Origin of the sequence: Paenibacillus caui (genome assembly GCF_019904135.1) — a bacterium.
Taxonomy (GTDB): domain Bacteria; phylum Bacillota; class Bacilli; order Paenibacillales; family Paenibacillaceae; genus Fontibacillus; species Fontibacillus caui.
The window spans coordinates 1-23,156 of record NZ_JAIOGQ010000032.1; the positions used below are offsets into that span (position 1 = coordinate 1).

19 protein-coding genes and 1 pseudogene are annotated in these 23,156 nt (G+C 51.9%); 15 read left to right on the forward strand and 5 right to left on the reverse strand.

Annotation, left to right across the window (positions count from 1 at the left end; genetic code table 11):
* Positions 1 to 112: pseudogene (locus K7397_RS22065) on the forward strand (group II intron maturase-specific domain-containing protein); the annotation flags it as partial.
* Between the two features lie 90 nt (positions 113 to 202).
* Here the strand turns inward: K7397_RS22065 and K7397_RS17190 are convergent.
* The 3 genes from K7397_RS17190 to spoVB all read right to left on the reverse strand — a co-directional run bounded on the left by K7397_RS17190 (position 203) and on the right by spoVB (position 3,160).
* Entirely contained in the window at positions 203 to 1,027 is an 825-nt protein-coding gene (locus tag K7397_RS17190; RefSeq protein ID WP_223069201.1) for a phosphatase PAP2 family protein, read from the reverse strand.
* A gap of 84 nt (positions 1,028 to 1,111) precedes the next feature.
* Positions 1,112 to 1,504 (reverse strand): TIGR04086 family membrane protein, encoded by a 393-nt coding sequence (locus tag K7397_RS17195; protein WP_223069203.1) that lies wholly within the window; start codon positions 1,502 to 1,504, stop codon positions 1,112 to 1,114.
* Between the two features lie 81 nt (positions 1,505 to 1,585).
* Entirely contained in the window at positions 1,586 to 3,160 is a 1,575-nt protein-coding gene (spoVB, locus tag K7397_RS17200; RefSeq protein ID WP_223069204.1) for a stage V sporulation protein B, read from the reverse strand.
* Between the two features lie 220 nt (positions 3,161 to 3,380).
* Between spoVB and K7397_RS17205 the strand changes: the two genes are divergently transcribed.
* The 6 genes from K7397_RS17205 to K7397_RS17230 all read left to right on the forward strand — a co-directional run bounded on the left by K7397_RS17205 (position 3,381) and on the right by K7397_RS17230 (position 10,015).
* Positions 3,381 to 3,638 carry a post-transcriptional regulator gene (locus K7397_RS17205; protein WP_223069206.1) on the forward strand — a complete coding sequence of 86 codons (258 nt, stop codon included), beginning with the start codon at positions 3,381 to 3,383 and terminating at the stop codon, positions 3,636 to 3,638.
* 126 nt (positions 3,639 to 3,764) lie between these two features.
* Positions 3,765 to 5,039 carry a protein translocase subunit SecD gene (secD, locus tag K7397_RS17210; RefSeq protein ID WP_223069209.1) on the forward strand — a complete coding sequence of 425 codons (1,275 nt, stop codon included), beginning with the start codon at positions 3,765 to 3,767 and terminating at the stop codon, positions 5,037 to 5,039.
* Positions 5,029 to 5,943 carry a protein translocase subunit SecF gene (gene secF / locus K7397_RS17215; protein WP_223069211.1) on the forward strand — a complete coding sequence of 305 codons (915 nt, stop codon included), beginning with the start codon at positions 5,029 to 5,031 and terminating at the stop codon, positions 5,941 to 5,943. Before secD ends, secF begins: the two co-directional genes overlap by 11 nt.
* Before the next feature lie 108 nt (positions 5,944 to 6,051).
* Positions 6,052 to 7,005: a cation diffusion facilitator family transporter gene (locus K7397_RS17220; protein ID WP_223069213.1), complete on the forward strand. Its 954-nt coding sequence runs from the start codon at positions 6,052 to 6,054 to the stop codon at positions 7,003 to 7,005.
* Between the two features lie 47 nt (positions 7,006 to 7,052).
* Positions 7,053 to 9,452 (forward strand): single-stranded-DNA-specific exonuclease RecJ, encoded by a 2,400-nt coding sequence (recJ, locus tag K7397_RS17225; protein ID WP_223069216.1) that lies wholly within the window; start codon positions 7,053 to 7,055, stop codon positions 9,450 to 9,452.
* Positions 9,453 to 9,502: 50 nt separating this feature from the next.
* On the forward strand, positions 9,503 to 10,015 hold the full coding sequence (locus tag K7397_RS17230; protein WP_223069218.1) for an adenine phosphoribosyltransferase: 513 nt from the start codon (positions 9,503 to 9,505) through the stop codon (positions 10,013 to 10,015).
* A gap of 82 nt (positions 10,016 to 10,097) precedes the next feature.
* Here K7397_RS17230 and uraA read toward each other — a convergent pair whose 3' ends face one another.
* Positions 10,098 to 11,390: a uracil permease gene (uraA, locus tag K7397_RS17235; RefSeq protein ID WP_420488814.1), complete on the reverse strand. Its 1,293-nt coding sequence runs from the start codon at positions 11,388 to 11,390 to the stop codon at positions 10,098 to 10,100.
* A 261-nt stretch (positions 11,391 to 11,651) separates the two neighbouring features.
* Here uraA and K7397_RS17240 point away from each other — a divergent pair, with 261 nt between their 5' ends.
* The 7 genes from K7397_RS17240 to K7397_RS17270 all read left to right on the forward strand — a co-directional run bounded on the left by K7397_RS17240 (position 11,652) and on the right by K7397_RS17270 (position 19,604).
* Positions 11,652 to 13,832: a RelA/SpoT family protein gene (locus tag K7397_RS17240; protein WP_223069222.1), complete on the forward strand. Its 2,181-nt coding sequence runs from the start codon at positions 11,652 to 11,654 to the stop codon at positions 13,830 to 13,832.
* Positions 13,833 to 13,869: 37 nt separating this feature from the next.
* Positions 13,870 to 14,316, forward strand: a complete 447-nt coding sequence (dtd, locus tag K7397_RS17245) for a D-aminoacyl-tRNA deacylase (protein WP_223069224.1) — start codon at positions 13,870 to 13,872, stop codon at positions 14,314 to 14,316.
* 121 nt (positions 14,317 to 14,437) lie between these two features.
* A complete protein-coding gene (locus K7397_RS17250) occupies positions 14,438 to 14,605 on the forward strand; it encodes a hypothetical protein (protein ID WP_223069228.1) in 168 nt (55 codons plus the stop codon).
* 140 nt (positions 14,606 to 14,745) lie between these two features.
* Positions 14,746 to 15,216, forward strand: coding sequence for a hypothetical protein (locus K7397_RS17255; protein WP_223069229.1), 471 nt, complete (start codon positions 14,746 to 14,748; stop codon positions 15,214 to 15,216).
* A gap of 538 nt (positions 15,217 to 15,754) precedes the next feature.
* The gene (hisS, locus tag K7397_RS17260) at positions 15,755 to 17,005 is read left to right on the forward strand and encodes a histidine--tRNA ligase (RefSeq protein ID WP_223069232.1); all 1,251 of its coding nucleotides are present in this window, start codon (positions 15,755 to 15,757) and stop codon (positions 17,003 to 17,005) included.
* A 34-nt stretch (positions 17,006 to 17,039) separates the two neighbouring features.
* Positions 17,040 to 18,821: an aspartate--tRNA ligase gene (gene aspS / locus K7397_RS17265; protein ID WP_223069235.1), complete on the forward strand. Its 1,782-nt coding sequence runs from the start codon at positions 17,040 to 17,042 to the stop codon at positions 18,819 to 18,821.
* Between the two features lie 33 nt (positions 18,822 to 18,854).
* Positions 18,855 to 19,604, forward strand: coding sequence for a tRNA threonylcarbamoyladenosine dehydratase (locus tag K7397_RS17270; RefSeq protein WP_223069238.1), 750 nt, complete (start codon positions 18,855 to 18,857; stop codon positions 19,602 to 19,604).
* Positions 19,605 to 19,748: 144 nt separating this feature from the next.
* Here the strand turns inward: K7397_RS17270 and K7397_RS17275 are convergent, their stop codons facing one another.
* A complete protein-coding gene (locus K7397_RS17275; RefSeq protein WP_223069240.1) occupies positions 19,749 to 20,753 on the reverse strand; it encodes an acyltransferase family protein in 1,005 nt (334 codons plus the stop codon).
* Between the two features lie 228 nt (positions 20,754 to 20,981).
* Between K7397_RS17275 and K7397_RS17280 the strand changes: the two genes are divergently transcribed.
* Entirely contained in the window at positions 20,982 to 23,135 is a 2,154-nt protein-coding gene (locus K7397_RS17280) for a HelD family protein (RefSeq protein ID WP_223069242.1), read from the forward strand.
* Positions 23,136 to 23,156: the final 21 nt, after the last annotated feature.

A 23,156-nucleotide genomic window follows, 5' to 3' on the forward strand; every position in this document is an offset into this window, starting at 1 on the left:
CCGGCGTGGTGCATGGGAAATGTCTCGAAACACAAATAATGCCCTTCCGACTTCTTTCTGGGAAGCGAAAGGGCTGAAAAGTTTGCTTTCTCGTTATTTGGAACTTCGTTAACCTTTTGGAACCGCCGTATGCGGACCCGCATGTACGGTGGTGTGAGAGGACGGGGGTTAGCCGCCCCCTCCTACTCGATTAAGTGATATTTCAGCGACCAACAGAAAGGTATGGCTGAACACTGCTGCGGGCAGCGCGCGATGCCCAGCGAACAGCTACGGTTGTGGCGAAGGCGGATAAAGCAAGCCCTCCCAGCATGTCCGCGAGCCAGTGAATCCCCATGTAAAAAATCGTAAAAATAATCGCGACAGCCAAAACGCAAGCAATTGCCGCCCAGCGGCGGTTGCCGGAACGAACGGCCAGAATCGCCATGGAGACCGAAATGGAGGTATGAAGACTTGGAAAGCAGTTATCAAGTCCCGACAGCGGCCGATAAACCTCTTCAAAGTGAGGAAAAGCCTCCAGCATATAAAAGGCGGCGCCGGAAGGAGCGTACGACCATACTTCACCAATCGGAAAGAACAGATAAAACGGAATCGCAATGGCATAGTTCAAGATAACCGTCAAGCAGGTGGCAAACAGGAAAACCCGGTTCCCCTGGCCAGCGTATATTCCTATGGACGCAGCCAGCAGGGACTGCAGAACGATGACATAAAGGAATGCCGAGATTTCAGTAACCCACAGGTGATGAAACAGTTGCTGAAAATTCCGGACAAAATGTCCCTCCAGCTCGAAAAAGTAAGGGGTGAAATCAGCTGTGCCGTGCAGTTTGTGTTCAAGCTTCAATTCATACTTGTTTACCAGCAGGGCCCCGGTCATGGCTATAAACAGGAGCAGAAACTTCCATGAACGGACCAGCTCGGAAATAAAAGCATATGCTGCGGAAAAAGGGTTTCGTCCTGTGCCCGCAAAGATCAGTACAATGGTGATAAGTACTGTGAGCAGTGAAACCAAATACATCGATTGATAAAGCAAAACAGGTACAGCCTCCTCTGAATGTAAACTTCGACTAGTTTATCATATATCCCAGGAAGGAAGCACCCTTATTGTTGGCGTTTGTCAGTTTTTTCTAGCATTTTTCCCGAAAATGCCGCCGGCTGCCCCAATCAGGAAAGCGGGAATAAAGAAGAGGAAATCCCCGAATTCGAATGAGTAATCCAGCGCCAAAAAGCTGATGACAAACAAAAGCACGCCATAAAGGGTCCCGGTGAGGCCCCCCTGATACCAGCCTCTGCGTTCACTCCGTTTACCGGAGACATAACCGCCAAGCAGCACGGAAATGGCATGAACTCCATAAGTGCAGGATGTAAGATCCTGCTCCTCAAGGCTGCTCCACTTCAGCAGAAGAGACAATGCCAAAGCGCCGAGCATCATCCAAAAGTAGGCGTACCAAAGGCCAGACAATGTAGCTCCGGGAATGCGAAAAGGAACAAAACGGCGGATGAACTCCATACATATCCTCCTTAGCGTTTTTATGATTTATTAAAAATTGTATGGCAAGCTTGACAAGCATAGACCTGAAGAAGCCCCGAGTCAGCGGAACAATCGCCTGAGCAGCGGGACTCGCTGGATATCATAACGGTCGATCAGTCCGGTGACCACGCTCAGGACAAGATATAGCAGAAATGCTGCAGCAGCGCTTATCGTAAAATGCATGGCAGCGGAAGCCGAGAGGCGGACTTCATGATACAAATAACTGGCGCATCCTGCCATAATGATCATGCCACAGGTAATTTTGATCACATCCGCAAGGGGAAAACGGTAATGAAGCGCTTTGGATACGGTAAATCCGTGCAATAGTGTTACAATGATGATGTTGACGATGATCGCAATGATCGCGCCATAAATGCCGAGGGCAGGCTTGGAAGCCAGATAAAGGATCAGGCCGATTTTAACGATGGCTCCGATCAAAGTATTGTTGAGCGCCGTACCCGGCTTGTCGAGTGCCTGGAGTGTGGCCTGCAGCGGAGCCTGAACGTACATAAACAGGGCGAAGGGAGCAAGCGTCTTCAGCATCCCTCCGATTTCCCGGTTGTTATAGAGCAGCTGGCAGAGAGGTTCGGCCATGACATACATAATGACGGCAAAAGGAGCCCCTGTGACGAGCGCGAGCTTAAGAGACTGGTGCAGCCGCTTATGGATCATGCGCGTATCGCCGCGGGCCTTGGCTTCGGCAAGGGAAGGAACGAGCGATGTGGCAAGCGATGTAGTCAGCGCTCCCGGCAGCAAAAGCACCGGGATGATCATCCCCTGCAGCGCGCCGTATTGGGCGGTGGCGACAGCAGTTGCAACGCCGGCGATCGCCAGGCTTTGCGCTGTCGTAATAGACTCAAGCAAATAAGAGAGTGAGCCGACCAGCCGCCCGCCGGTAACCGGTATGGCTATCTTCAAGATCCGGCGCAGAGAGAACACGAAACCGTTTGTTTCTTTTATGACCGGCACCGGCAAAGCACCGACGGGCGTTCCTTTCTCCCTGCTTCGGCTCAGGAAGAACTGCCAAAGCAGAGACAAGAGCGCAACCAATTCTCCGGCAACCACGCCGAGCATGGCCCCCGCTGCGGCGTAGGCTATCCCTAAGGGAAGAAAGATATATGCGAACCAAAGCTGGCACAGGATGCGGGCAAGCGTCTCCAGAATGGAGGAGCTGGCGGAGGGGATCATATTTTGTTTTCCTTGGAAATAACCGCGGAATACGGCCGAGATCGCTACGATAAAAATCATTGGACTCATGGTGATAAAAGCGGGGTATACCCTTCCGTCCGTAAGAACATGCCGCATAATCCACGGTGCCATGATCAGACAGAGCCCCATGAAGAGGATTCCGGCCGTACCTGAGAGGATCAGGCTCGTACGAAGGACGGATCTGGACCGGTCCGGCCTGCCTTCGGATTCCGCTTCCGCAATCAGTTTGGCCACGGCAAGCGGAATGCCGCCGGAAATAATCGTAACCAGCACCAGAAAGAACGGGTAACCAAGCTGGTAAAGCCCGACCCCTTCGGCTCCAATGACTCTGGGCAGCAGAATACGAGGGATGAAGCCCATAATCCGGTTGATGATTCCGGCTGCAAGGAGAATCATAGTGCCGCGAATAAACGATTGTTTGTTCAATGGAGTTCCCTCTTCCTTTGCATGAAGTCTCTGGGGAAATGACTTGTACAGGTGGTTTGCTATATGGATATGCCGAACCTGTCCAGCTTCATGACAGCTTCTTTTTTCTTGCACCTGGTTCCCGGTAAGCAGGAATCGGGAAATAGAAGTCGAATTAAACACCGTTGGCATTATAAACGGTAGAATCAGAGAGACCTATGGCGCGAAAGGAGTTTGTCCTATGGCTGAAGAAGAGTTGAACGATCACGAGCTAAGGAAGGCCATTGACCAGCTCTGCCGCAGCAAGGCGGAGGAATTTCGTCTGTTCGGTTACGAGCACGTATCCGGTGACGATATTTGGGACTGCGTCAGTCAAAAGTACAAGAAAGAAGGAGTGCCGCCGCTGCACCGTCTGGTTAACGATATTCTCACCTTGAAGGCGACAACCTTTATGAATTATTTGACGATGTCCGCTTTTCGTGGATCCCGTTTCGAATAGCAGGGATTCTTTTTTTGTGAAAAAACCATATTTTCACATAGGCCGGGTTGTTTCTTATAAATTGACGGCGTTTTCCAGCATAGCTATAATAGGAATATTGAGAATGAAAGGGGAACATTAAACGGGATGAAAAGAATCATCACATTCATAGCCGTAGTGGTTATTACCATTGGGGTTATGGCTTGGACAAGCCCCGGTTTGATTCGCAGCATCAATCTTGGCCTGGATTTGAAGGGCGGCTTTGAGATTTTGTATCAGGCTACGCCTATGGAGAATGGCGCCAAGATAACCCGGGAGTCCTTGACGCAGACAGCAGTAAGTCTTGAGAAACGCGCCGACGTGCTCGGAGGCAGCGAGCCGCAGGTGACCACCGAAGGCTCCGACCGGATCCGCCTGAGAATTGCGGGCGTAACCGATGAGCAGGAAGTTCGAAAGAGACTGAAGGAACCTGCCTCGCTGACTTTCCGCAGTAAAGACGGAACCGAGAAGGAAGCGGACCAGTATAACAAGATTGAACTGATCGGCAGTGATTTTGCCGAAAATGGAGCAAGCATTACGTACGACCAATTGAACCGTCCGCAAATCAGCATCAAGCTGAAGAATAAGGAAAAATTTGCTGAAGTAACAAAGCGGCTTGCCAGCAAACCGTACGGTTCGCCTGAAAGAAATCTGGCGATTTACCTGGATGACCGCCTTTTGTCCGATCCTGAAGTTCAGCAGGAACTGGATCAGGGCACGGCTGTCATTACAGGCTCCTATACCCTCGATGAAGCCAAGCAGATTCGCGACACGATTAACCTTGGGGCGCTTCCGCTTAAGTTGACCGAGAAGTATTCCCAGAGCGTCGGGGCGACGCTGGGCCAATTGTCTCTGGACCAAACCCTGAAAGCCGGTGCGATCGCTTCTATTGTCATTCTGCTGTTTATGATTTTGGTTTATCACATCCCTGGCCTGGTAGCCAGCTTTACGCTGATCGTCTATGTCTGGATGATGCTGCTGATCTTCTATTTTGCGGGCGTGACGCTAACCCTTCCGGGAATTGCGGCCTTCGTGCTCGGGATCGGGATGGCGGTTGATGCCAACATCATTACGGACGAGCGGATCAAAGAAGAGCTTCGAAGCGGAAAGAGCATTCTGTCCGCAGTGAAGGCAGGCAATAAAGTTTCGTTCCGGACCGTTATGGATGCTCACGTTACCACTTTTATTGCCGCGGCAGTAATGTACTGGATGGGTGCGGGTTCCGTAAGAGGCTTTGCGCTCGTCCTGATGATTGATATCGTGGTGAGCATCATTACGAACATTTTCTTCTCCCGTTACCTGCTTGTTTCTCTAGTGAAGGGAAATATCATCAAGAAACCGGGCGTGCTTGGGGTTAAGGAGAGTGAAATTCGTGCGCTTTAAATGGAATATTGATTTTATCAAGAAGAGCAAATACTTCTATACGTTTTCCATTGTCGTTACCTTGATCGGCATTATCAGCTTGATCGTTTTTCAACTGAACTACGGCGTTGACTTTCGCTCCGGTTCCAATGTGGATATTGCGGTGTCCAAGCAGGTGACCAAAGAGGACATGCAGAACATTCTGACTGAAGCGAATCTGAACAACGAGAATGCCGTCATTACGCCTGGCTCCGGACGAGTCAGCGTCCGTTTTCCGAATGTGCTGTCAGAGGACGATCAAACCAAGCTCACAAGCGTTGTAGAGAGCAAAATAGGGAAGGATGCTTCCATTGAAATCAATACGGTGGATACGGAAATCGCGAAGGAACTGGAGCGGAATGCTCTGATTGCCGTGCTCGTCGCAAGCCTTGGCATCATCATCTATGTAACCATCCGTTTTGAATGGCGTTTTGCTGTTTCAGCCATTGTTGCGCTGCTTCACGATGCTTTTATGGTCATTTCGGTATTTTCGATCTTCCAGTTGGAAGTCAACCTTACGTTTATTATCGCGCTGCTTACGATCGTCGGTTATTCCATTAACGATACGGTCGTTATCTTTGACCGGATCCGCGAGAATATGCGCTTTGCGAAGATCAAATCCCATCAGGACTTGCACGACGTTGTGAACAAGAGTATTTCCCAGACAATGACCCGTTCGTTAAACACCGTATTTACGGTATTTATCGCTTCGGTTGCGCTGCTCATCTTCGGCAGCGAGTCGATCCGGATGTTCTCGCTTGCCATGGTGATCGGTCTGTTGTTCGGCGCGTACTCTTCGATCTTTATCGCAAGCCCGCTGTGGTATGCACTCCGAGGAATCGGTCAAGACAAAGGCAAGAAGAAACCGGCCAAGGCCACCACTTAAGTGCTGCTTTCGTGAATAGAAGACAGAAAGCCGCGTCAAGGCGACGCGGCTTTCTGTGCTTGTAGCGGGTTTGATTATTTCATCATGATTGTGTAAGGGGGGCTCATATTGACTAATCGGCATTCCGCTCAGTGGGATGAAGCTTCCTGGATAGGGATCATTAACAACTTGACCTTCGCCGTATTCAGAGGCGCTGTCGGTTGGCTCGCAGGCAGCATAGCCTTGCTGTCAGACGCTTTATTGGCGGTATCTGAAGCGGCCGGGGCGGCAGCGGACAAGCTGACCTTCTGGCCCGGCAAATTCAAAAGCACGGCCAAATCGGCAGCATCGAAACAATATGAGGGAAAAATAGTGCTGGTTATTGGTTTCTCACTTTTTCTATTATTAGGCATCGTAGAGACGGTGATTGCGTCTTTAAAGGAACTTTCCGGACAAAATATAGTGGCTCCGGATTATGTCGCAGGCATAGCTGCCGTGCTGTCGATTGGACTTCAGGAAGCTGCTTTTCAAGTCCGCCTTCGGCACACCCAGCCCTTTACCAGCGATAGACGCCGCCTGATCAAGGATCATTGGCAGGCCATGCTGGCTTCTTTCATCGTCCTGATTGGCGTCGTTGGCGCATTGACGGGTCGAGCGCTGGATGAAGAGGTCCTGCTTTATTTGGACCCGCTTGCCGCCATAACGGTTTCTATGCTGGTGTTGTGGAAAATGGCAGAAATGCTCTTCCGGTCGCTGGCCGCTTTGCCGGCTGAACGGAACGAGCAGCACGATGAAGCAAAATTATTAGACACGGTACAGCGGGTATATGGCGTCATTACGGTCGATCAGCTTTTGGTGGAGGAGCGGGGCTTCAATGTTCAAGTGTATGTAATCATCAGCGTCAACCCGCGTATTTCCATACAGGAGGCGGGTGAAATTGCGGGGCGGGCCAAAGTGCTGCTGCTAAACAGGTTCTCATACATCACCGCGGTTGAGGTTCGGGCCCAGCCATACGATCCGGGTTATCCTTACAAAAGCAACTGTGAAAAAAATGATCAAGACGAGCCAACGCTGCTGCAATAATTTCTGGTTTGGTTTGGTTTGGAAAAAGAGGAGGAGGTGATCTCCCGGTGCTGCATTCCCATTACCGCTGGAGCACCCTGCAGGCAGACAGAGAAGCCTCGGCCAAGCTGGCTGACCTGCTGAATATTTCGCCTATGCTGGCTTCACTCCTTGTGACCCGAGGATTGGGCGAGGCCAAGCAGGCGTCAGCATTTCTGCATGCCGGAGCGGAAAGCCTGCATGATCCGTACGAATTGCATGGCATGAAGGAGGCCGTTCTCCGGATTCGGCAGGCGCTGGAGAATAAAGAGCATATTCTCATTTATGGAGATTATGATGCGGACGGTGTCTCTTCGACGGCCTTGATGATCCGGCTGATGACATATTTGGAAGCTAGCTTTGAATGGTACGTTCCCCATCGCTCGAAAGAAGGGTACGGACTTCACAATCATGCGCTGGATGAGGCGGCACAGCACGGAGTAACGCTTGTAATTACGGTAGATACCGGCATCAGTGCCGTAGAGCAAGTGGAACATGCGAAACGATTAGGGATGGATGTCATCGTAACCGACCACCATGAACCGCCGGCGGTACTGCCGGACGCGTATACGCTCATCAATCCCAAGCTGCCTTTCTGCCTGTATCCGTTCAAAGGGTTAGCCGGAGTAGGCGTAGCTTACAAGCTCGCCTGTGCCCTGGCAGAGGAAGTGCCGGAACAGTGGCTGCAGCTTGTGGCGCTCGGGACGGTCGCCGATCTCATGCCCTTAACAGGCGAGAACCGCATTATGGTTGCCGCTGGTCTTGATTCCATGGTCCAGGAGCCGATTACAGGCGCTGCAGCGCTGCTGCGAATCGCCGGCAGCACTGCCGTGAATTCCACGGTGATCGGCTTCGGAATGGCGCCGAGGATTAACGCAAGCGGACGACTGGCCCATGCCAGGGAGGCTGTAGAGCTTCTGACCACCCAGGATCCCGACGCTGCCGAGCAAGAAGCGGAGAAGCTTGACCTGCTCAATCGGGAACGGCAGCAGATCGTGGAGAACATCGAGAATGAGGCTGTCGCCATGTTGGAGGCGAGAGCTCCGCAGGGTAAAGTTCCCCCGGTTATCGTTCTTGCGGGCGAAGGCTGGAATGTTGGCGTTGTTGGCATCGTAGCCTCCAAGATTGTGGAAAAATATTACCGTCCCGTCCTCATTCTCGGCATCGATGCCGAATCGGGCATGTGCAAAGGTTCGGCGCGTTCGATTCCCGGCTTTGATATGTATGAGGCGCTCACGCATTGCGCTGGCATTCTTGATCATTACGGAGGGCATCCTTCTGCAGCCGGCATGTCGCTGCATCGGAGCAATCTGGACGCACTGAGCAACAAGCTGATCGAATTTGCGGAGCGAGTGCTTACCGAAGAACACTACATACCGATGCTGGCCGCAGATCTGGAATGTACCCTTGATGAGATCGGGCTTCAGGCTATAGAACAGCTTTCGGTGCTTGAACCGTTCGGGATGAATAACGGAAGCCCGCGTTTTCTGATCCGGGGAACCAAAGTGCTCGAATGCCGGCAGATGGGCAGAGACCGAAAGCATCTAAAAGTGACCCTGCAGCAGAACGGAAGCACGGTCGAGGCGGTTGCTTTCGGCAAGGGGCCATTAGCTTCGCTCATATCTGAAGGCGCCATGCTTGACCTGATCGCAGAAGCGAGCGTCAATGAATGGAACGGAACGCGCAAACCCCAGCTTATGCTTCTGGATGCCGCTGTTCAGCATCTGCAGGTGTTTGATTACAGAGGAACGAGAAGCCCGGGGCACAAGCTTGAGGAGCTTGTGAACGATTGGAACGGTCTAGCCGAAAGCCTTAAAGGCCGCGCCGGTCTGGTCTGCCGGCCGGATTCGGGAATCAAGCCCTTTATGCAATTGCAGGAACTGCCGATTTGGGTATATGATAGGAGCGCCGGCCTGATTAGAGAATCAGGCGGGCCGGCAGCTCTTTGCAGTCCTTGCGAAGTAACTACGCTATTTGTGATTGATTCGCCCGAGACGCCGCAGCAGCTTGATTCCTTGATTGCCTCTTTTGCCGCCGTCGAACGCATTTATTTGCTTCACTCTGTTGGAGAGATCAAGGAACGAGTAGAATTTCCTTCGCGGGAGCAGTTTAAGAAGGTCTATGCGCTGCTTCGGAAGGCTGCTGTCCAGGCTGCGGCAGAGGCTGACCTTCTGCCCTGGCTTTCCAGGCAGACCCGGCTGTCGGTAAGAATGCTGGCAATGACGCTGGAGGTTTTCGAAGAGCTAAACTTTATTTCAAGGAATCGGGGCATGGTAACGGTCAATCCGGCTCCTTCGAAACAACAATTGGAATCATCTATACGGTATAAAGAATTAAGTTTGCTGGCGGAAATGGAACATTATCTGCTGTATGCCGAAGTTTCTCAGCTTACGGAGTGGATACAGACCAGAATGAAAGGCGCATCCTGATTGTAGTTAAAGGGGTACTGCTGTATAACGTTTTAGGAGGAGATTTTAGAGTGAATTTCAAAGATTATATTCGCGTTATTCCGGACTTCCCGCAACCCGGAATCAGTTTTAAAGATATTACTACTTTATTGAACGACGGGACCCAATACCGTGAGGCGATTGATGAATTGAAGCAGATGGTGTCGGCGCTGAATATCGATCTGATCGCAGGTCCGGAGGCGCGCGGCTTTGTTGTCGGCGCTCCGCTTGCGTATGCGCTTGGCGTCGGCTTTGTGCCGATCCGCAAAAAGGGCAAGCTTCCGTATGACACGATCGAAGTTTCGTACGATCTTGAGTATGGCAAGGACACGCTGGCCATGCACAGCGATGCGGTTAAACCGGGACAGAACGTGCTGATCGCCGACGATCTGCTCGCTACAGGGGGAACCATCTCCACCTGCGTGGATCTGGTTCGCAAATTGGGCGGCAATGTCGTGGGCACTGCGTTCATGATCGAGCTGACTGATTTGAACGGCCGAAGCAAGCTGCCGGGCCTTGAAGTGTTTTCGCTGCTATCCTACTAGTCTGAACATACCAAAAGCCGCCTGCCGGATGATCCGGTCAGGCGGCTTTTTTGCCGTCATGCGAATGGAATTTTAGAACATGTTAATGAGCGGCTTCCTCCCGGTCGTTGGAGAGGCCCAGCACGTCGATCAGCTTGAAGAACAGGCTGAGGAGGATGCCTACAATTGTAGCCAGCGCCATACCTTTAAGCTCAACATGGCCTAGCGTCAATTTTGTGCCGCTGATGCCGATGACAAAGATAACCGTAACCAGAATCATATTTTTGGCTTTCGAGAAATCGACTTTCCGCTCCACGAATATCCGCAGGCCGGACGCGGCAATAACGCCGAACAACAGCAGGGAAACGCCGCCCATAACGGGTACCGGAATGTTGGCGATGACCGCGGAGAACTTCCCTAAGAACGACAGCAGAATGGCAAATATCGCCGCGCCCCCAATGACGTATATGGAATACACCCGGGTCAGCGCCATGACGCCAATATTTTCTCCATAGGTCGTATTGGGTGTAGAGCCTACAAATCCGGAGAACACGGTGGAAATCCCGTTACCCAGCAGAGAGCGGTGCAGGCCTGGATCTTTGGTCAAATCCTTGCCGACGATATTGCCGGTGACGAGCAAATGTCCGATATGCTCCACAATGACCACAAGAGCTACCGGGATGATCGTGATAATAACGGAGAGGTCCCAACTCGGAGTCGTCACCGTCGGGAACGAAAACCAATGGGCATCGGCAATGGCGGCGGTTTTGACCTCGCCCATGGCGAAAGCGAGCAAATAACCGGCGATAATCCCGATCAGAATATGAATGATTTTCGGAAAACCGCGGAACAGAACTGCCCCGAGCACGGTTACTCCGAGCGTAACGGTCGAGAGGGTGATTTGCGTAACATTTGGCGTCCAGACTTTAGCCGGATCAGGATTAATCCAACCTGCCATGCCCGCAGCAACCGGTACGAGCTCCAAGCCGATAATCGCTACAATGGCGCCCATGGCGGCCGGCGGAAAAACAACGTCAATCCAGCCGGTCCCTGCATATTTTACAATTAAAGCGACAGCGATAAAGATAAGGCCCGTTATAATAAAAGCCCCCAGGGCAAGGGAATAGCCGTTCCCGGGATGAGCGGCGAGCACGACCTGAACCGGGGACAGAAAAGCGAAGCTCGAACCCAGATATGCCGGAATTTTACCTTTGCAGATCAGGATATAGAGCAGGGTTCCGATGCCGTTCATCAGGAGAATCATAGCCGGATCGACATGAAATAAATTCGGCACAAGCACCGTACTGCCGAACATCGCGAACAGATGCTGCAAACTGAGCATGGTGCCCTGTCCGAAAGGTATTTTTTCATTTACTTGAATTTCGCGCTGCTGCAAAAGCAACTCACTCCTTGTGTCATATTAACGTGGGCTGTGACCATCTTTACTAGATTAAATAGATTAAAGACAATTTTCAACAGAAAAATATGAAAATATACGCGGAATGTTGCCGAATTGTGAAATCTGGTAAAGCGCTGGAGTTGACGGAAAACCCGGCAAGCGTCATAATGATAAGAAATCAAATTCGGTGAAGTGCATTCTCATTATGAGGAATCTGCGCGTTTCATTTAACAATAGAAGGGAAAGTATCGGTATTCAATGGGTATACAGCGATTACTCGAAAAGGCGTCCGCCTATATCAAAGAAGCCGATTTGAACCGGATTCGCGAAGCTTACGAGTTCGCTGATCAGGCTCATCACGGTCAGATTCGGAAATCGGGAGAACCCTATATTCTTCATCCGCTGGCAGTTGCAGATATTGTCGTAAATATGGGCATGGATGTGTTGTCCGTTATTGCGGCGCTGCTTCATGACGTGGTGGAGGATACGACGGTTTCGCTCCAGGAGATCAATGATAAATTCGGCAGAGACTGTGCGATGCTTGTCGACGGGCTCACCAAATTGGAACGAATCCGTTTTCAGTCCAAGGAAGAGCAGCAGAACGAAAATTACCGCAAAATGTTCATCGCGATGGCCCAGGACATCCGCGTTATTGTGATCAAGCTTGCCGACCGGCTGCACAACATGCGGACACTCAAGTATCAGTCCGAAGAAAGCCAGCGCCGCATTGCTTACGAAACATTGGAAATCTTTTGCCCCATCGCGCACCGTCTCGGTATTTCCGCAATCAAATGGGAAATGGAAGACATTGCGCTTCGTTATTTGAATCCTCAGCAATATTACCGTATTGCCAATTTGATGCACAAAAAGCGGGCGGAACGGGAGGAGTTCGTCGACAACGTCATTTCCCGAATATCCGAGAAGCTTGAAGAAATGGGGATGGATGCCGATTTGTCCGGCCGTCCCAAACATATATACAGCATCTATAAGAAGATGACGACCAAAAACAAGCAGTTCAATGAGATTTATGACCTGTTTGCCATCCGTGTTATCGTTGACAATATTAAGGATTGCTACGCCACGCTGGGCATTATTCATACCCTGTGGAAACCGATGCCGGGGCGGTTCAAGGACTACATCGCCATGCCGAAGGAGAACATGTACCAGTCCTTGCATACGACTGTTGTTGGACCCAACGGCGAGCCGACCGAGGTTCAAATCCGGACCTGGGAAATGCATAAAACAGCGGAATACGGGATAGCCGCGCACTGGGCTTATAAAGAAGGCGGCGGGGATACGACCGGTCCGGAAAGCAAAATGCCGTTCTTTAAAGAAATCCTTGAGCTTCAGCATGAAGCGCAGGATGCTTCGGAATTCGTGGAATCCCTCAAGATGGATTTCTTCTCAGATCTCGTTTTTGTGTTCACTCCTAAGGGCGAGGTCATTGAGCTTCCTATGGGTTCGGTTCCCCTTGACTTCTCCTACCGAATCCATACCGAGGTAGGCAACCGCACCATTGGAGCCAAGGTGAACGGACGAATCGTTCCCCTTGACCATAAGCTCAAAAACGGGGACATTGTTGAAATTCTCACCTCCAAGCATTCCTATGGACCGAGCCAGGATTGGCTGAAGATCGCACAATCTTCGCATGCCAGAAGCAAGATCAAGCAATGGTTCAAGAAAGAAAAACGGGAAGAGAATATTGAAAAAGGCCGGGATGCGATTGAGCGGGAACTCAAACGGGCCGGCGTCGATCCATCCCAGTGGATGACGGACGAGAAGCTGCTGGATGCGGCCCGTAAATTTACGTTTAACGATATCGAGGATATGTTCTCGGCAATCGGTTTCGGCGGACTGACCGCAGCCCAGGTCTGTACTAAGCTGACGGAGAAGCTTCGCAAGGAACAGGAAGAAGCCGGCCAGATCGAGCTTTCTACCGAAGTGAAAGAAGTCAAGGCTCTTCCGGATGAGAAGAAGCACCGACCAACCAACGGCGTCAGAGTCAAGGGAGTCGACAATCTGCTGGTCCGTTTTGCAAGATGCTGCAATCCGGTGCCCGGTGACGACATTATTGGCTACATTACACGCGGCCGCGGTGTATCCGTTCACAGGAGCGACTGTCCCAACATTCCGACAGGGGATGACGGGGAGGAAGCAGCCCGTGTAATTGATGTGGAATGGGAAGAAGCGGTGGAAGCAAACTACAGTGTCGACATCGAAATTACGGGGCACGACCGCCGCGGTCTGCTGAACGAGGTGCTTCAGGCCGTTTCGGAGAGCAAAACCAATATTTCCGCGGTGTCCGGCCGTTCCGACAAGAACAAGATGGCCATGATCCATATGACGATTTTAATTCGAAACATCGATCATTTGCAGTCGGTCGTAGAGAAAATCAAACAGGTCAAGGATGTATATTCGGTACATCGGATTATGCAGTAATAAGGCAGTGTAAAGAAACAAGGAGATTTGGAAAACGATGCGGGTTTTGGTACAGCGCTGCAAGAGAGCGCAGGTCACGGTTGACGGCTCGGTTGTGGGCCGGATTGATGCCGGACTGCTGCTGCTTGTTGGCATTACGCATGAAGATCAGGAGTCCGATGCCGTCTATTTGGCGGATAAAATCGCTGGCCTCCGGATCTTTAACGATGAAGAAGGTAAAATGAACAACAGCATTCTGGATACAGGCGGCAGCATATTGTCGGTCTCCCAGTTTACGCTTTACGGCGACACGCGCAAAGGGAAGCGCCCCAGCTACAGCTCGGCGGCCCGTCCAGACATTGCCAGTCCGCTATATAACCGGTTTAATGAGCTCCTTGAAGCCAAAGGTCTCAAGGTGGAAACCGGTATTTTTGGCGCGGAAATGGACGTTGAGCTTGTGAATTGGGGGCCGGTTACGTTATGGGTGGAAAGCCCGCAGAAATAAAACCCATAGTAAGAGGCGTATTCGGCTTCGGCGCGCAGGCTTTCCTTCCGCTCGCTTTCGCATAGAGATTTAAGGTTCCGGGCATCTTGATAAGGATGAACTTGAAAAGGGGTTCTTCTCATTGCGACAGCCGGACAAACATCTTTCGTGCAGGGCAGCAGCGCTGTATTTCCCGGGACATCACCGGGAAGCAGCCGGACTCGGCCGCATGGCAGAGGAAAATCGTTTTGCGCTTGAAGCCTGCAAACCGCATATCTCGGCTTCAGGCCAAAACGGCAGATTGACCTGACCAACGAGAAGCATCCTGACCGGGATGCTTCTTTGTTTTGTTATCAGCCTTGAAAAGAGGCAGGCATTTCCTTGAGCCGTTGTTAAACGGTGGCGGGAAGGCCGGTTTTGCCAAAATTGGATCGGAAAGGAGAGATGGACATGTCCAGGCATATTCAAGCCTATTTCAGGACAGAGGATGACGCTGAAGGGGCCAAGATAAGGCTGGCTGCTTATCCTTTGGAACATTTGGAGGCAGGCCGTCTGGAAGAAGGGATGGGCAGGAACCGGAATATTTTGATCCCGATCCTTCCTTTCGGCACAATTACCGGAATGTACGCGGGAGGCGTTTCAACTCTCGGAAGTATTCCCGCGGTGTTTGCGGCGCACAGTACGGCTTCTGTGGCTGACGCAGGAGAAACCGGGGCGCAGCGGGACATCCGTGAGGATCGTCCGGAGGATGACAATGATACATGGGGGACGGTTCCTCTTGCCCAGGATACGTTTGGCGGCGACGGCAGCGGCTACGAGGATCTGAAATACGTGCTCAGCGCCAAAGTGAAGGACGTGCATTTTGAGGAAGTTGTAAATAAGCTGCGTTCCGAAGGAGCCTTCGTGGAAATTCTTGATTAATAAGCGTTTTCTTTCGTGTAATACAAATGTAATATAAAAGCCGTCTTGTTGTAATCTAGCCGGTTTATAATACACACATGACCCCCTTTTTTAATATATGATGATGAACCTGCTATCATTAAGCAGGTTTTTTTCTTGTTCAGTTCTTGACTTTGGCACTACAGTTCCTTAAAATCTAACAGTAACAGTAATATTGAATATGTCGAATTTCGACGAAGGGACAAAGTAATTCAACCCCACATCCACAGAGAGGAATTCCGGATTCCGTGATGGCATTAGGCCACAGGGAGAACAGGCTGCAAGAATTCCGTTGATGATTGAGTGAAAGACCTCCTGGAGAACCTGCGGCGAACCTATTTAAGTAGCCGTATGGCGTAGGGCGGGCGTTAACCGCGTAGAGCGATCGGTCCTTGGATGTTTCGGCCAATCGGAATGTGGGTGGTACCACGGGTGACTGAAATGATAACGGTCCCTCGTCCCTGTTGTGAGAAGCGACAGAGACGGGGGGCTTTTTATTTTATGACTGGAGGATAGGAAAATGGCTTTTCAAAAACCAACAGGCACACAGGATTTGCTGCCGGGCACGGTGGAGAAATGGCAGTTTGTCGAAGAGAAAGCGCGGGATTTGTGCCGCCGGTTCAACTACCGTGAAATCCGGACGCCGATTTTTGAACAGACCGCATTGTTTGAACGCGGTGTCGGCGAGACAACCGATATTGTCGAGAAGGAAATGTATACGTTTGAGGATAAGGGCGGCCGCAGCATGACCCTCCGTCCGGAAGGAACCGCCGGTGTCGTTCGATCCTATGTGGAGAACAAGCTGTACGGGGAGCCGGATATCACCAAGCTGTACTACATAGGCCCGATGTTCCGTTATGAGCGTCCGCAGGCGGGACGCCAGCGCCAGTTCCATCAATTCGGGATTGAGGCCTTTGGAGGGGTGGATCCTGCGCTGGATGCGGAGGTGATTTCCCTGGGATATCAGTTCTGCATTGAGCTTGGACTAAAGGGAGTCAAGGTGGAAATCAACTCCGTGGGCAATCCGGCCGTTCGGGCGGCATACCGGGAGAAGCTGCTCGAGTTCCTTCTGCCTATGAAGGATTCGCTGTGCAAGGACTGCCAGTCACGCATACACCGGAACCCGATGCGTGTGCTCGATTGCAAGATCGACCAGGAGAAGTTCGTGAACGCCCCGTCCATTCTGGACAGTCTGGATGAAGAATGCAGCACTCATTTTGAACAGGTTAAAGCTTACCTGACCGAAATGGACGTCGATTTTACCGTCAATCACCGCCTTGTCCGCGGCCTGGATTACTACACGCATACGGCATTTGAATACAAGGCCCAGGGCATTGGAGCGATCGATACGGTAGGGGGAGGCGGCAGGTACAACGGCCTTGTGGCCGAAGTGGGCGGACCGGACCAGCCCGGGATCGGACTTGGGATCGGACTTGAGCGTATCCAGCTTATTTTGGAAAATCAGGAGATCGAAGTTCCGTCCTTCAAGCCGCTTGACGTTTATCTAATTGCGCTTGGCGAGTCCGCTGAGCAAGAGATCACGAAGCAGCTGTTCAGGCTCCGCCAGGCGGGCTTTTCCGCCGAACGGGACTATCTGGGCCGGAAGATGAAAGCCCAAATGAAATCGGCTGACCGGATGCAGGCTCGCTATACCGCCATCCTTGGCGATGATGAGCTGTCCCGCGGGGAAATTGCCCTGAAGTCGATGGAAAACGGCGAGCAGCGGACGGTCAAGCTACTTGAGCTTGTGAATGTTTTGAGCAAAGAATAAATCACCATTATCATATCAAAGGAGAGTTAACAATATGTCAAGGACTCATCACTGCGGCCAGATCAGTACGGCCCATATTGGAGAAACGGTAACGCTGAACGGATGGGTGCAAACCCGCCGCGACCTCGGAGGCGTCCTTTTTATTGATTTGCGGGACCGCAGCGGCATTGTTCAGATCGTATTTAACCCGGCTTATTCCGGAGAAGCTCTGCAAATTGCGGATAAAGTGCGCAGCGAATATGTGCTCTCTGTAACAGGCAAAGTCGTAAAGCGGGATGCTGAAACGGTCAACCCGAATCTGCCGACAGGCGAAGTCGAAGTGCAGATTACCGAAATCGAGGTGCTGAATGCAGCCAAGACGCCTCCATTCTTCATTGAAGACGGCATCGAAGTGGACGAAGCGCTGCGTTTGAAATATCGTTATCTGGACCTGCGTCGTCCGGAGATGCAAAATACGCTGCGTCTTCGCTCCAAAGCGGCCAAGATTTTCCGCGACTACCTGGACGAGCAGGGCTTCATTGAAGTCGAGACTCCGATTTTGACGAAAAGCTCGCCGGAAGGCGCGCGCGACTATCTCGTGCCGAGCCGCGTGCATGAAGGCGAATTTTTCGCCCTCCCGCAGTCGCCTCAGCTCTACAAGCAGTTGCTGATGGTAAGCGGTGTGGAACGCTACTACCAAATTGCCCGCTGCTTCCGCGACGAGGACCTGCGCGCCGACCGTCAGCCCGAGTTTACCCAGGTCGACATCGAGACGTCTTTCCTGTCGCGCGATGAGCTGCTGGGCATGATGGAGCAGCTGGTTGTCCGGTTATTCAAGGAGACGGCGGGCGTAGATGTTCCAGCTCCATTCCAGCGGCTTACCTATGCCGAGGCGATGGACAAATACGGCTCCGACAAGCCGGACCTGCGTTTTGGCCTCGAATTGATCCAGGTCAGCGATCTTGTGGCAAGCAGCGGCGTTAAAGTATTCTCTTCCGTCATTGAAAAAGGCGGGGAAGTCAAAGTGCTGAACGCTAAAGGATGCGGAACCTGGAGCCGGAAGGAAATCGACGACCTTGGGCCGTATGCAGCCCGTTATGGCGCTAAAGGTTTGGCATGGATTCAGGTGAAAGACGGCGAATTCAAGGGGCCGATCGTCAAGTTCTTTACACCAGAAGAAATCGAAGCGATCAAGGAACGCACCGGGGCGGAAGACGGTGACCTGCTGCTCTTCTCCGCAGACAACAAAAAAGTGGTTGCCGACGTTCTCGGCGCATTAAGACTCAAGATCGGCCGTCAGCTCGGCCTGATCGACGACAGCGTTTATAAGTTTGCATGGGTGGTAGACTTCCCGCTGCTTGGCTGGGATGAAGAAGAGAAGCGTTACGTGGCCGAACACCATCCGTTCACCAGACCGCGCGAGGAAGATCTTCATCTGTTTGACACGGATCCGGGCAAAATTTTGGCGCAGGCCTATGACCTTGTGCTGAACGGATACGAAGTTGGGGGCGGCTCCATGCGGATTTTCAAACGTGAAATTCAGGAGAAAATGTTTGCCGCCATCGGTTTGTCTCCTGAGGAGTCGAAGGATAAGTTCGGGTACCTGCTCGAAGCCTTCGAATACGGAACCCCGCCGCATGGCGGAATGGCGTTCGGCTTTGACCGTCTTGTGATGCTGCTTTCGGGCCGCAGCAACCTGCGTGAAACGATTGCGTTCCCTAAGACGGCAAGCGCGACCGATCTTTTGATGGATGCTCCTTCGCCTGTGGACGCTTCCCAGCTTGAACAGCTCCATATCAAACTTGCCGCCAAGAAGATCGCTGAAGTGAAAGCTTAAGTGGTCCGGCAATAAGGAGGAAGAACAACCGATATGCTCAACCAGTTTTCAAGAACGGAGCTCGCCATTGGCGCGGAAGGCATTGAGGTATTGAAGAACAGCACCGTGGCCGTGCTCGGCATCGGCGGCGTAGGCTCGATGGCCGTGGAGGCTTTGGCCCGAACCGGCATCGGACGCATTATCCTGATCGACAAGGATGTTGTCGATATTACGAATATCAACCGCCAGATTCACGCGCTGACGACCACAATCGGGCAAAAGAAGGCCGATCTGATGTGCGACCGGGTCAAGCTGATCAATCCGGAGTGCGAGGCCATTGCGCTGAATATGTTTTACACGGAGGAAACGTATGAGCGGCTGTTCGAGTACAAGCTCGATTATGTGCTGGACGCTTCGGATACGATCTCTTACAAAATACATCTGATCAAGGAATGCCTGAAGCGGAACATTCCGCTTCTCTCCAGTATGGGCGCTGCGAACCGGATGGATCCAACCAAATTTCAGGTCGCGGATATTTCCAAAACACATATGGACCCGATGGCCCGCGTGATCCGCAACAAGCTGCGGCAGGAAGGCATCAAAAAGGGCGTCAAGGTCGTTTTCTCCACCGAGCAGCCCGTCAAGCCGCGCCAGGAGGTTACGGAGAAGATTGTGCCCGAGAATGCGCCGTCGATCCGGAAAGCCAAGCAGCCGCCGGCGAGCAACTCCTTTGTACCGCCGACCGTGGGCCTGATTATGGTCAGCGTCGCGGTGCGGGAGCTGCTGGCAGCGGGGAAACGTTAATGAGCCCCCGGGAATAATTCCATTAACCGGCAATCGGTTTTGAGGTGTGTGAATTGCTTCCAGGCGTGCAAGCAAAAGGTGTGCTGCATTTAGGCGGCACACCTTTTTTTGCTTTGGACCGGGCCGCAGCTTGTGTACCTAACATCATTGCGCCCGTGATATCGATGACCTGTTCTTTTTATACAACCAAGATAAGTTAGGGCTGAAAAGAACCCCGCAGAGTTTTTCGACCCCTTTCATGGACAGGATAAAGGTTATGACGATGGCAAGCAGAATCAACAGCATTTGATCCACCCATGTGTCGATATACCGGTAGATGCCCTGATGATCCATTATTTTCAATACGAAACCGTGCAGCAAAAAGGGATATATCGTCCGAATGCCAGGCTCGCTGATCTGTGTCCGCCCGCTCGGGATTAAAGAGAGAACGCAAAGCGACAAAATGACCGATACGGCTGCAACAGCCACCCTGTATATTCCCGCATACCATTCCGGGCTGCCCAGTTTGGAGTAGCTGTAGCTGCCCCAAAGCCATTCACAATTGAGGTTCTGGCCATAGCGAAATAGAAGCCCCAGTGTAAGGATCACAATACATGCAGCTGCTATTTTGACCGGCCATTTAAATAAATAATCATAGTATTCCCGCTTCATATAGTAACCTGCCAGGAAGAACGGAAAGAAGTTGATCGCCCGGAGCGATGACAAATTATAACCCAGTTCCGTTGAAGAATATCCGGCCAATACCGCAAGGCAGCTGGCAAACAGGATCGGATACCTTAATTTTGCAAAATACGGCAGGGCGATTTTCCATAAAATAACCGCAAGCAGGTACCAGGTTATCCAATAGGGCTGAAAGAAGGTAAATTTCAGGTTTGCCCGGCCGTTCAGATAATAATCCAGCAGCGTATACAGCGTTTCAAAAATGACGTACAGCACGAGATAAGGGCCAAGCTTCCCCGATTTCTTGGAAAAGTAACCTGTAATAAAAACAAAAAGCGGGATATGAAAAAAGTAAATGAAGTTGTACACAGCCTTCGCGGACTCGCTTGTTGAATAAAGGGGTTCCAGCACATGGCCGATGACCACGAACGCAATCAAGACAAACTTCACATTATCGAAATAATGGTCGCGTTGATTAACCTCAGGCATCGTTTTAACTCCCTTCGATTGGTTTATTCACTCTTACCCTGTATGCTAACAAACCAAACTCGCAACCTCACCTTTTATTTTATGCAATTTGTTCCTTATCCAGATCGTTTTTTTGGATTTGGGAGTATCTTTTTCATACTCAAAGTGGTATAATGGATATTCTTTCTTTGGCTTGAAAATACTTCATTGCCGGGAGGAACAATACTGCATTCTTAGGAGGTAACTGAAATGGATGATTTTCAAAGTGCCTATCAAGAAGAAAAGGAACATCTGGACCGCACCTTGAAGACGATTGACGAAGAGCTCAAACGGCTTCAGGCGGTGCCCGTATACAACGGACACGATTTTACGGAACAGGTGCTGGAAGCGAGCAGGGAGTCAGCGCGCAGAGGGCTGTCCCAGTCGATTCAGGAGCCTTACTTCGGACGGCTCGATTTCGAGGAAAAGAAAGGGAGCAGACTGCCTCTTTACATCGGCAAGCACGGGGTCTCCGGAGAGGACGCAAAGCCGGTCGTTATTGATTGGCGGGCGCCGGTCGCAAGTCTGTTTTATTCTTTTACCGGAGGAGATTCGGCTTCCTATGAAGCCCCTGAAGGGTTAATTGAAGGTCTTGTTTATTTAAAAAGAAACGTAGTTATCCGCAAGCAAATTTTGGAGCGTGTTGTGGATACATACAACCGGGAAAGTGATGGTCCGGCGGTGTCCGACGAATTTCTGCTGTACCGTCTTGGCGAGAACAAGGATAACCGGCTGCGCGACATCGTCTCGACGATTCAGGCGGAACAGGATCAAATTATCCGGGCGGCACGAAACACCGCTTTGATTATCCAGGGCGTGGCGGGAAGCGGAAAGACGACGGTGGCGCTTCATCGGCTGGCCTTTTTGCTGTACCAGTACAAGGAACAAATCTCTGCGGAGAAGATGGTGATATTTGCGCCGAACCGGATGTTTATCGACTATATCTCCGATGTGCTGCCGGAACTGGGCGTTGGCGATATCCAGCAGAGCACGTTCAGCGATTGGGCGGCCTCCATTCTGGAGCTTGACGAGACGCCGAGCGACGGTCCGGATGAGCTAGGAAAATGGTTTGACCGGCCGGGAGCCGAAACGTTGGACGATGATCTGCTGCCGGGCCGGTTTAAAGGCTCCATGAGCTTCCGCGACCTGCTTGAAGACGCGGTCCGCCTGCTCGGGTCCCGCTGTCTGCCGGACGGGGACTTCTCTCCCTGGGATGGCGCCGTGCTGAAGCAGGGAACAATCCGGCAGTGGTTCGAGGAGGAATACAAGCCGTATCCTCTCGCCAGACGCAAAGAGCGGACGCTGGCGCGCATTCACCGCTGGATCGAGATGGAGCTGAAGAAAGCTCCGTCACAAGCCGCACTGAAGGATCGAAAGAAGAAGGCGGCCCAGCGCGAGAAAGCCTATGCCAAAAAATGGCCGGACATTGCACCATTGGCCATTTACAAGGCGTTGTTCGGGGCCGCGAAGCTGCAGGGGATGGATGCGGAAACGCTGGCTGAAGTGACCGTGCGGATACCTGGACCTATTTTGAAGCAAACCCAGGGCGATTTGAGGAAGAGCAGGGTCACGGAGGAAGATCTGGCCGGACTTCTGTATCTATATACGCTGGTTGACGAAATTCGCGGGGGGCAGCGGTTTGACCATGTCGTCATTGACGAGGCGCAGGACTTCTCCCCGCTTCAGGTGGCGGTACTGGACAAGTTTGTGAAGGGCCATTCCTTTACCATTCTTGGCGACCTGTCGCAAGGCATTCACTATTACCGCGGCATTCGCAGATGGGAAGAGATGCAGACGCTGTTCGCGCCAGGCGATACGGCTTATTTCGCCCTCACCCGAAGCTACCGGTCAACGATGGAAATTATTACATTCGCCAACGAAATTCTGCAGCGGGGCGTAGATGCGGATCTGCTGGCCGTGCCGGTATTCCGCAGCGCGGAGCCGGTAAGGGTGCTGTCCATGGACCCGGCTGAGCGAACAGAGCGCATTGCGGCGGCGCTTGACCGCGTGCTGCAAGGTCCTTACCGTACGGCGGCGCTCTTGACGCGGACGCTGCGTGAGGCGGAGGAACTGCACAATACCTTTGCCAAGCAGGGACGTGAGCTCCATTTGATCGACGGCCGAAGCAGCCAATATGAAGGCGGGATATCCGTACTCCCCGCCTATCTGTCCAAAGGGCTGGAGTTTGACGCCGTCATTATCGTGGACGCGGATGCCGCTCACTACAGCCGGCAGGACGCCAAGCTGCTGTATGTGGCCTGTACGCGGGCATTGCATGAGCTGTGGCTGCTTGCGTTTGACAAAGTGCCTAGTTATGTCGCGGCAGATGATCCGGAAACGGCTTCAACAAGCTGGCCTGAATAATTCCTATATAAAAAATACAGA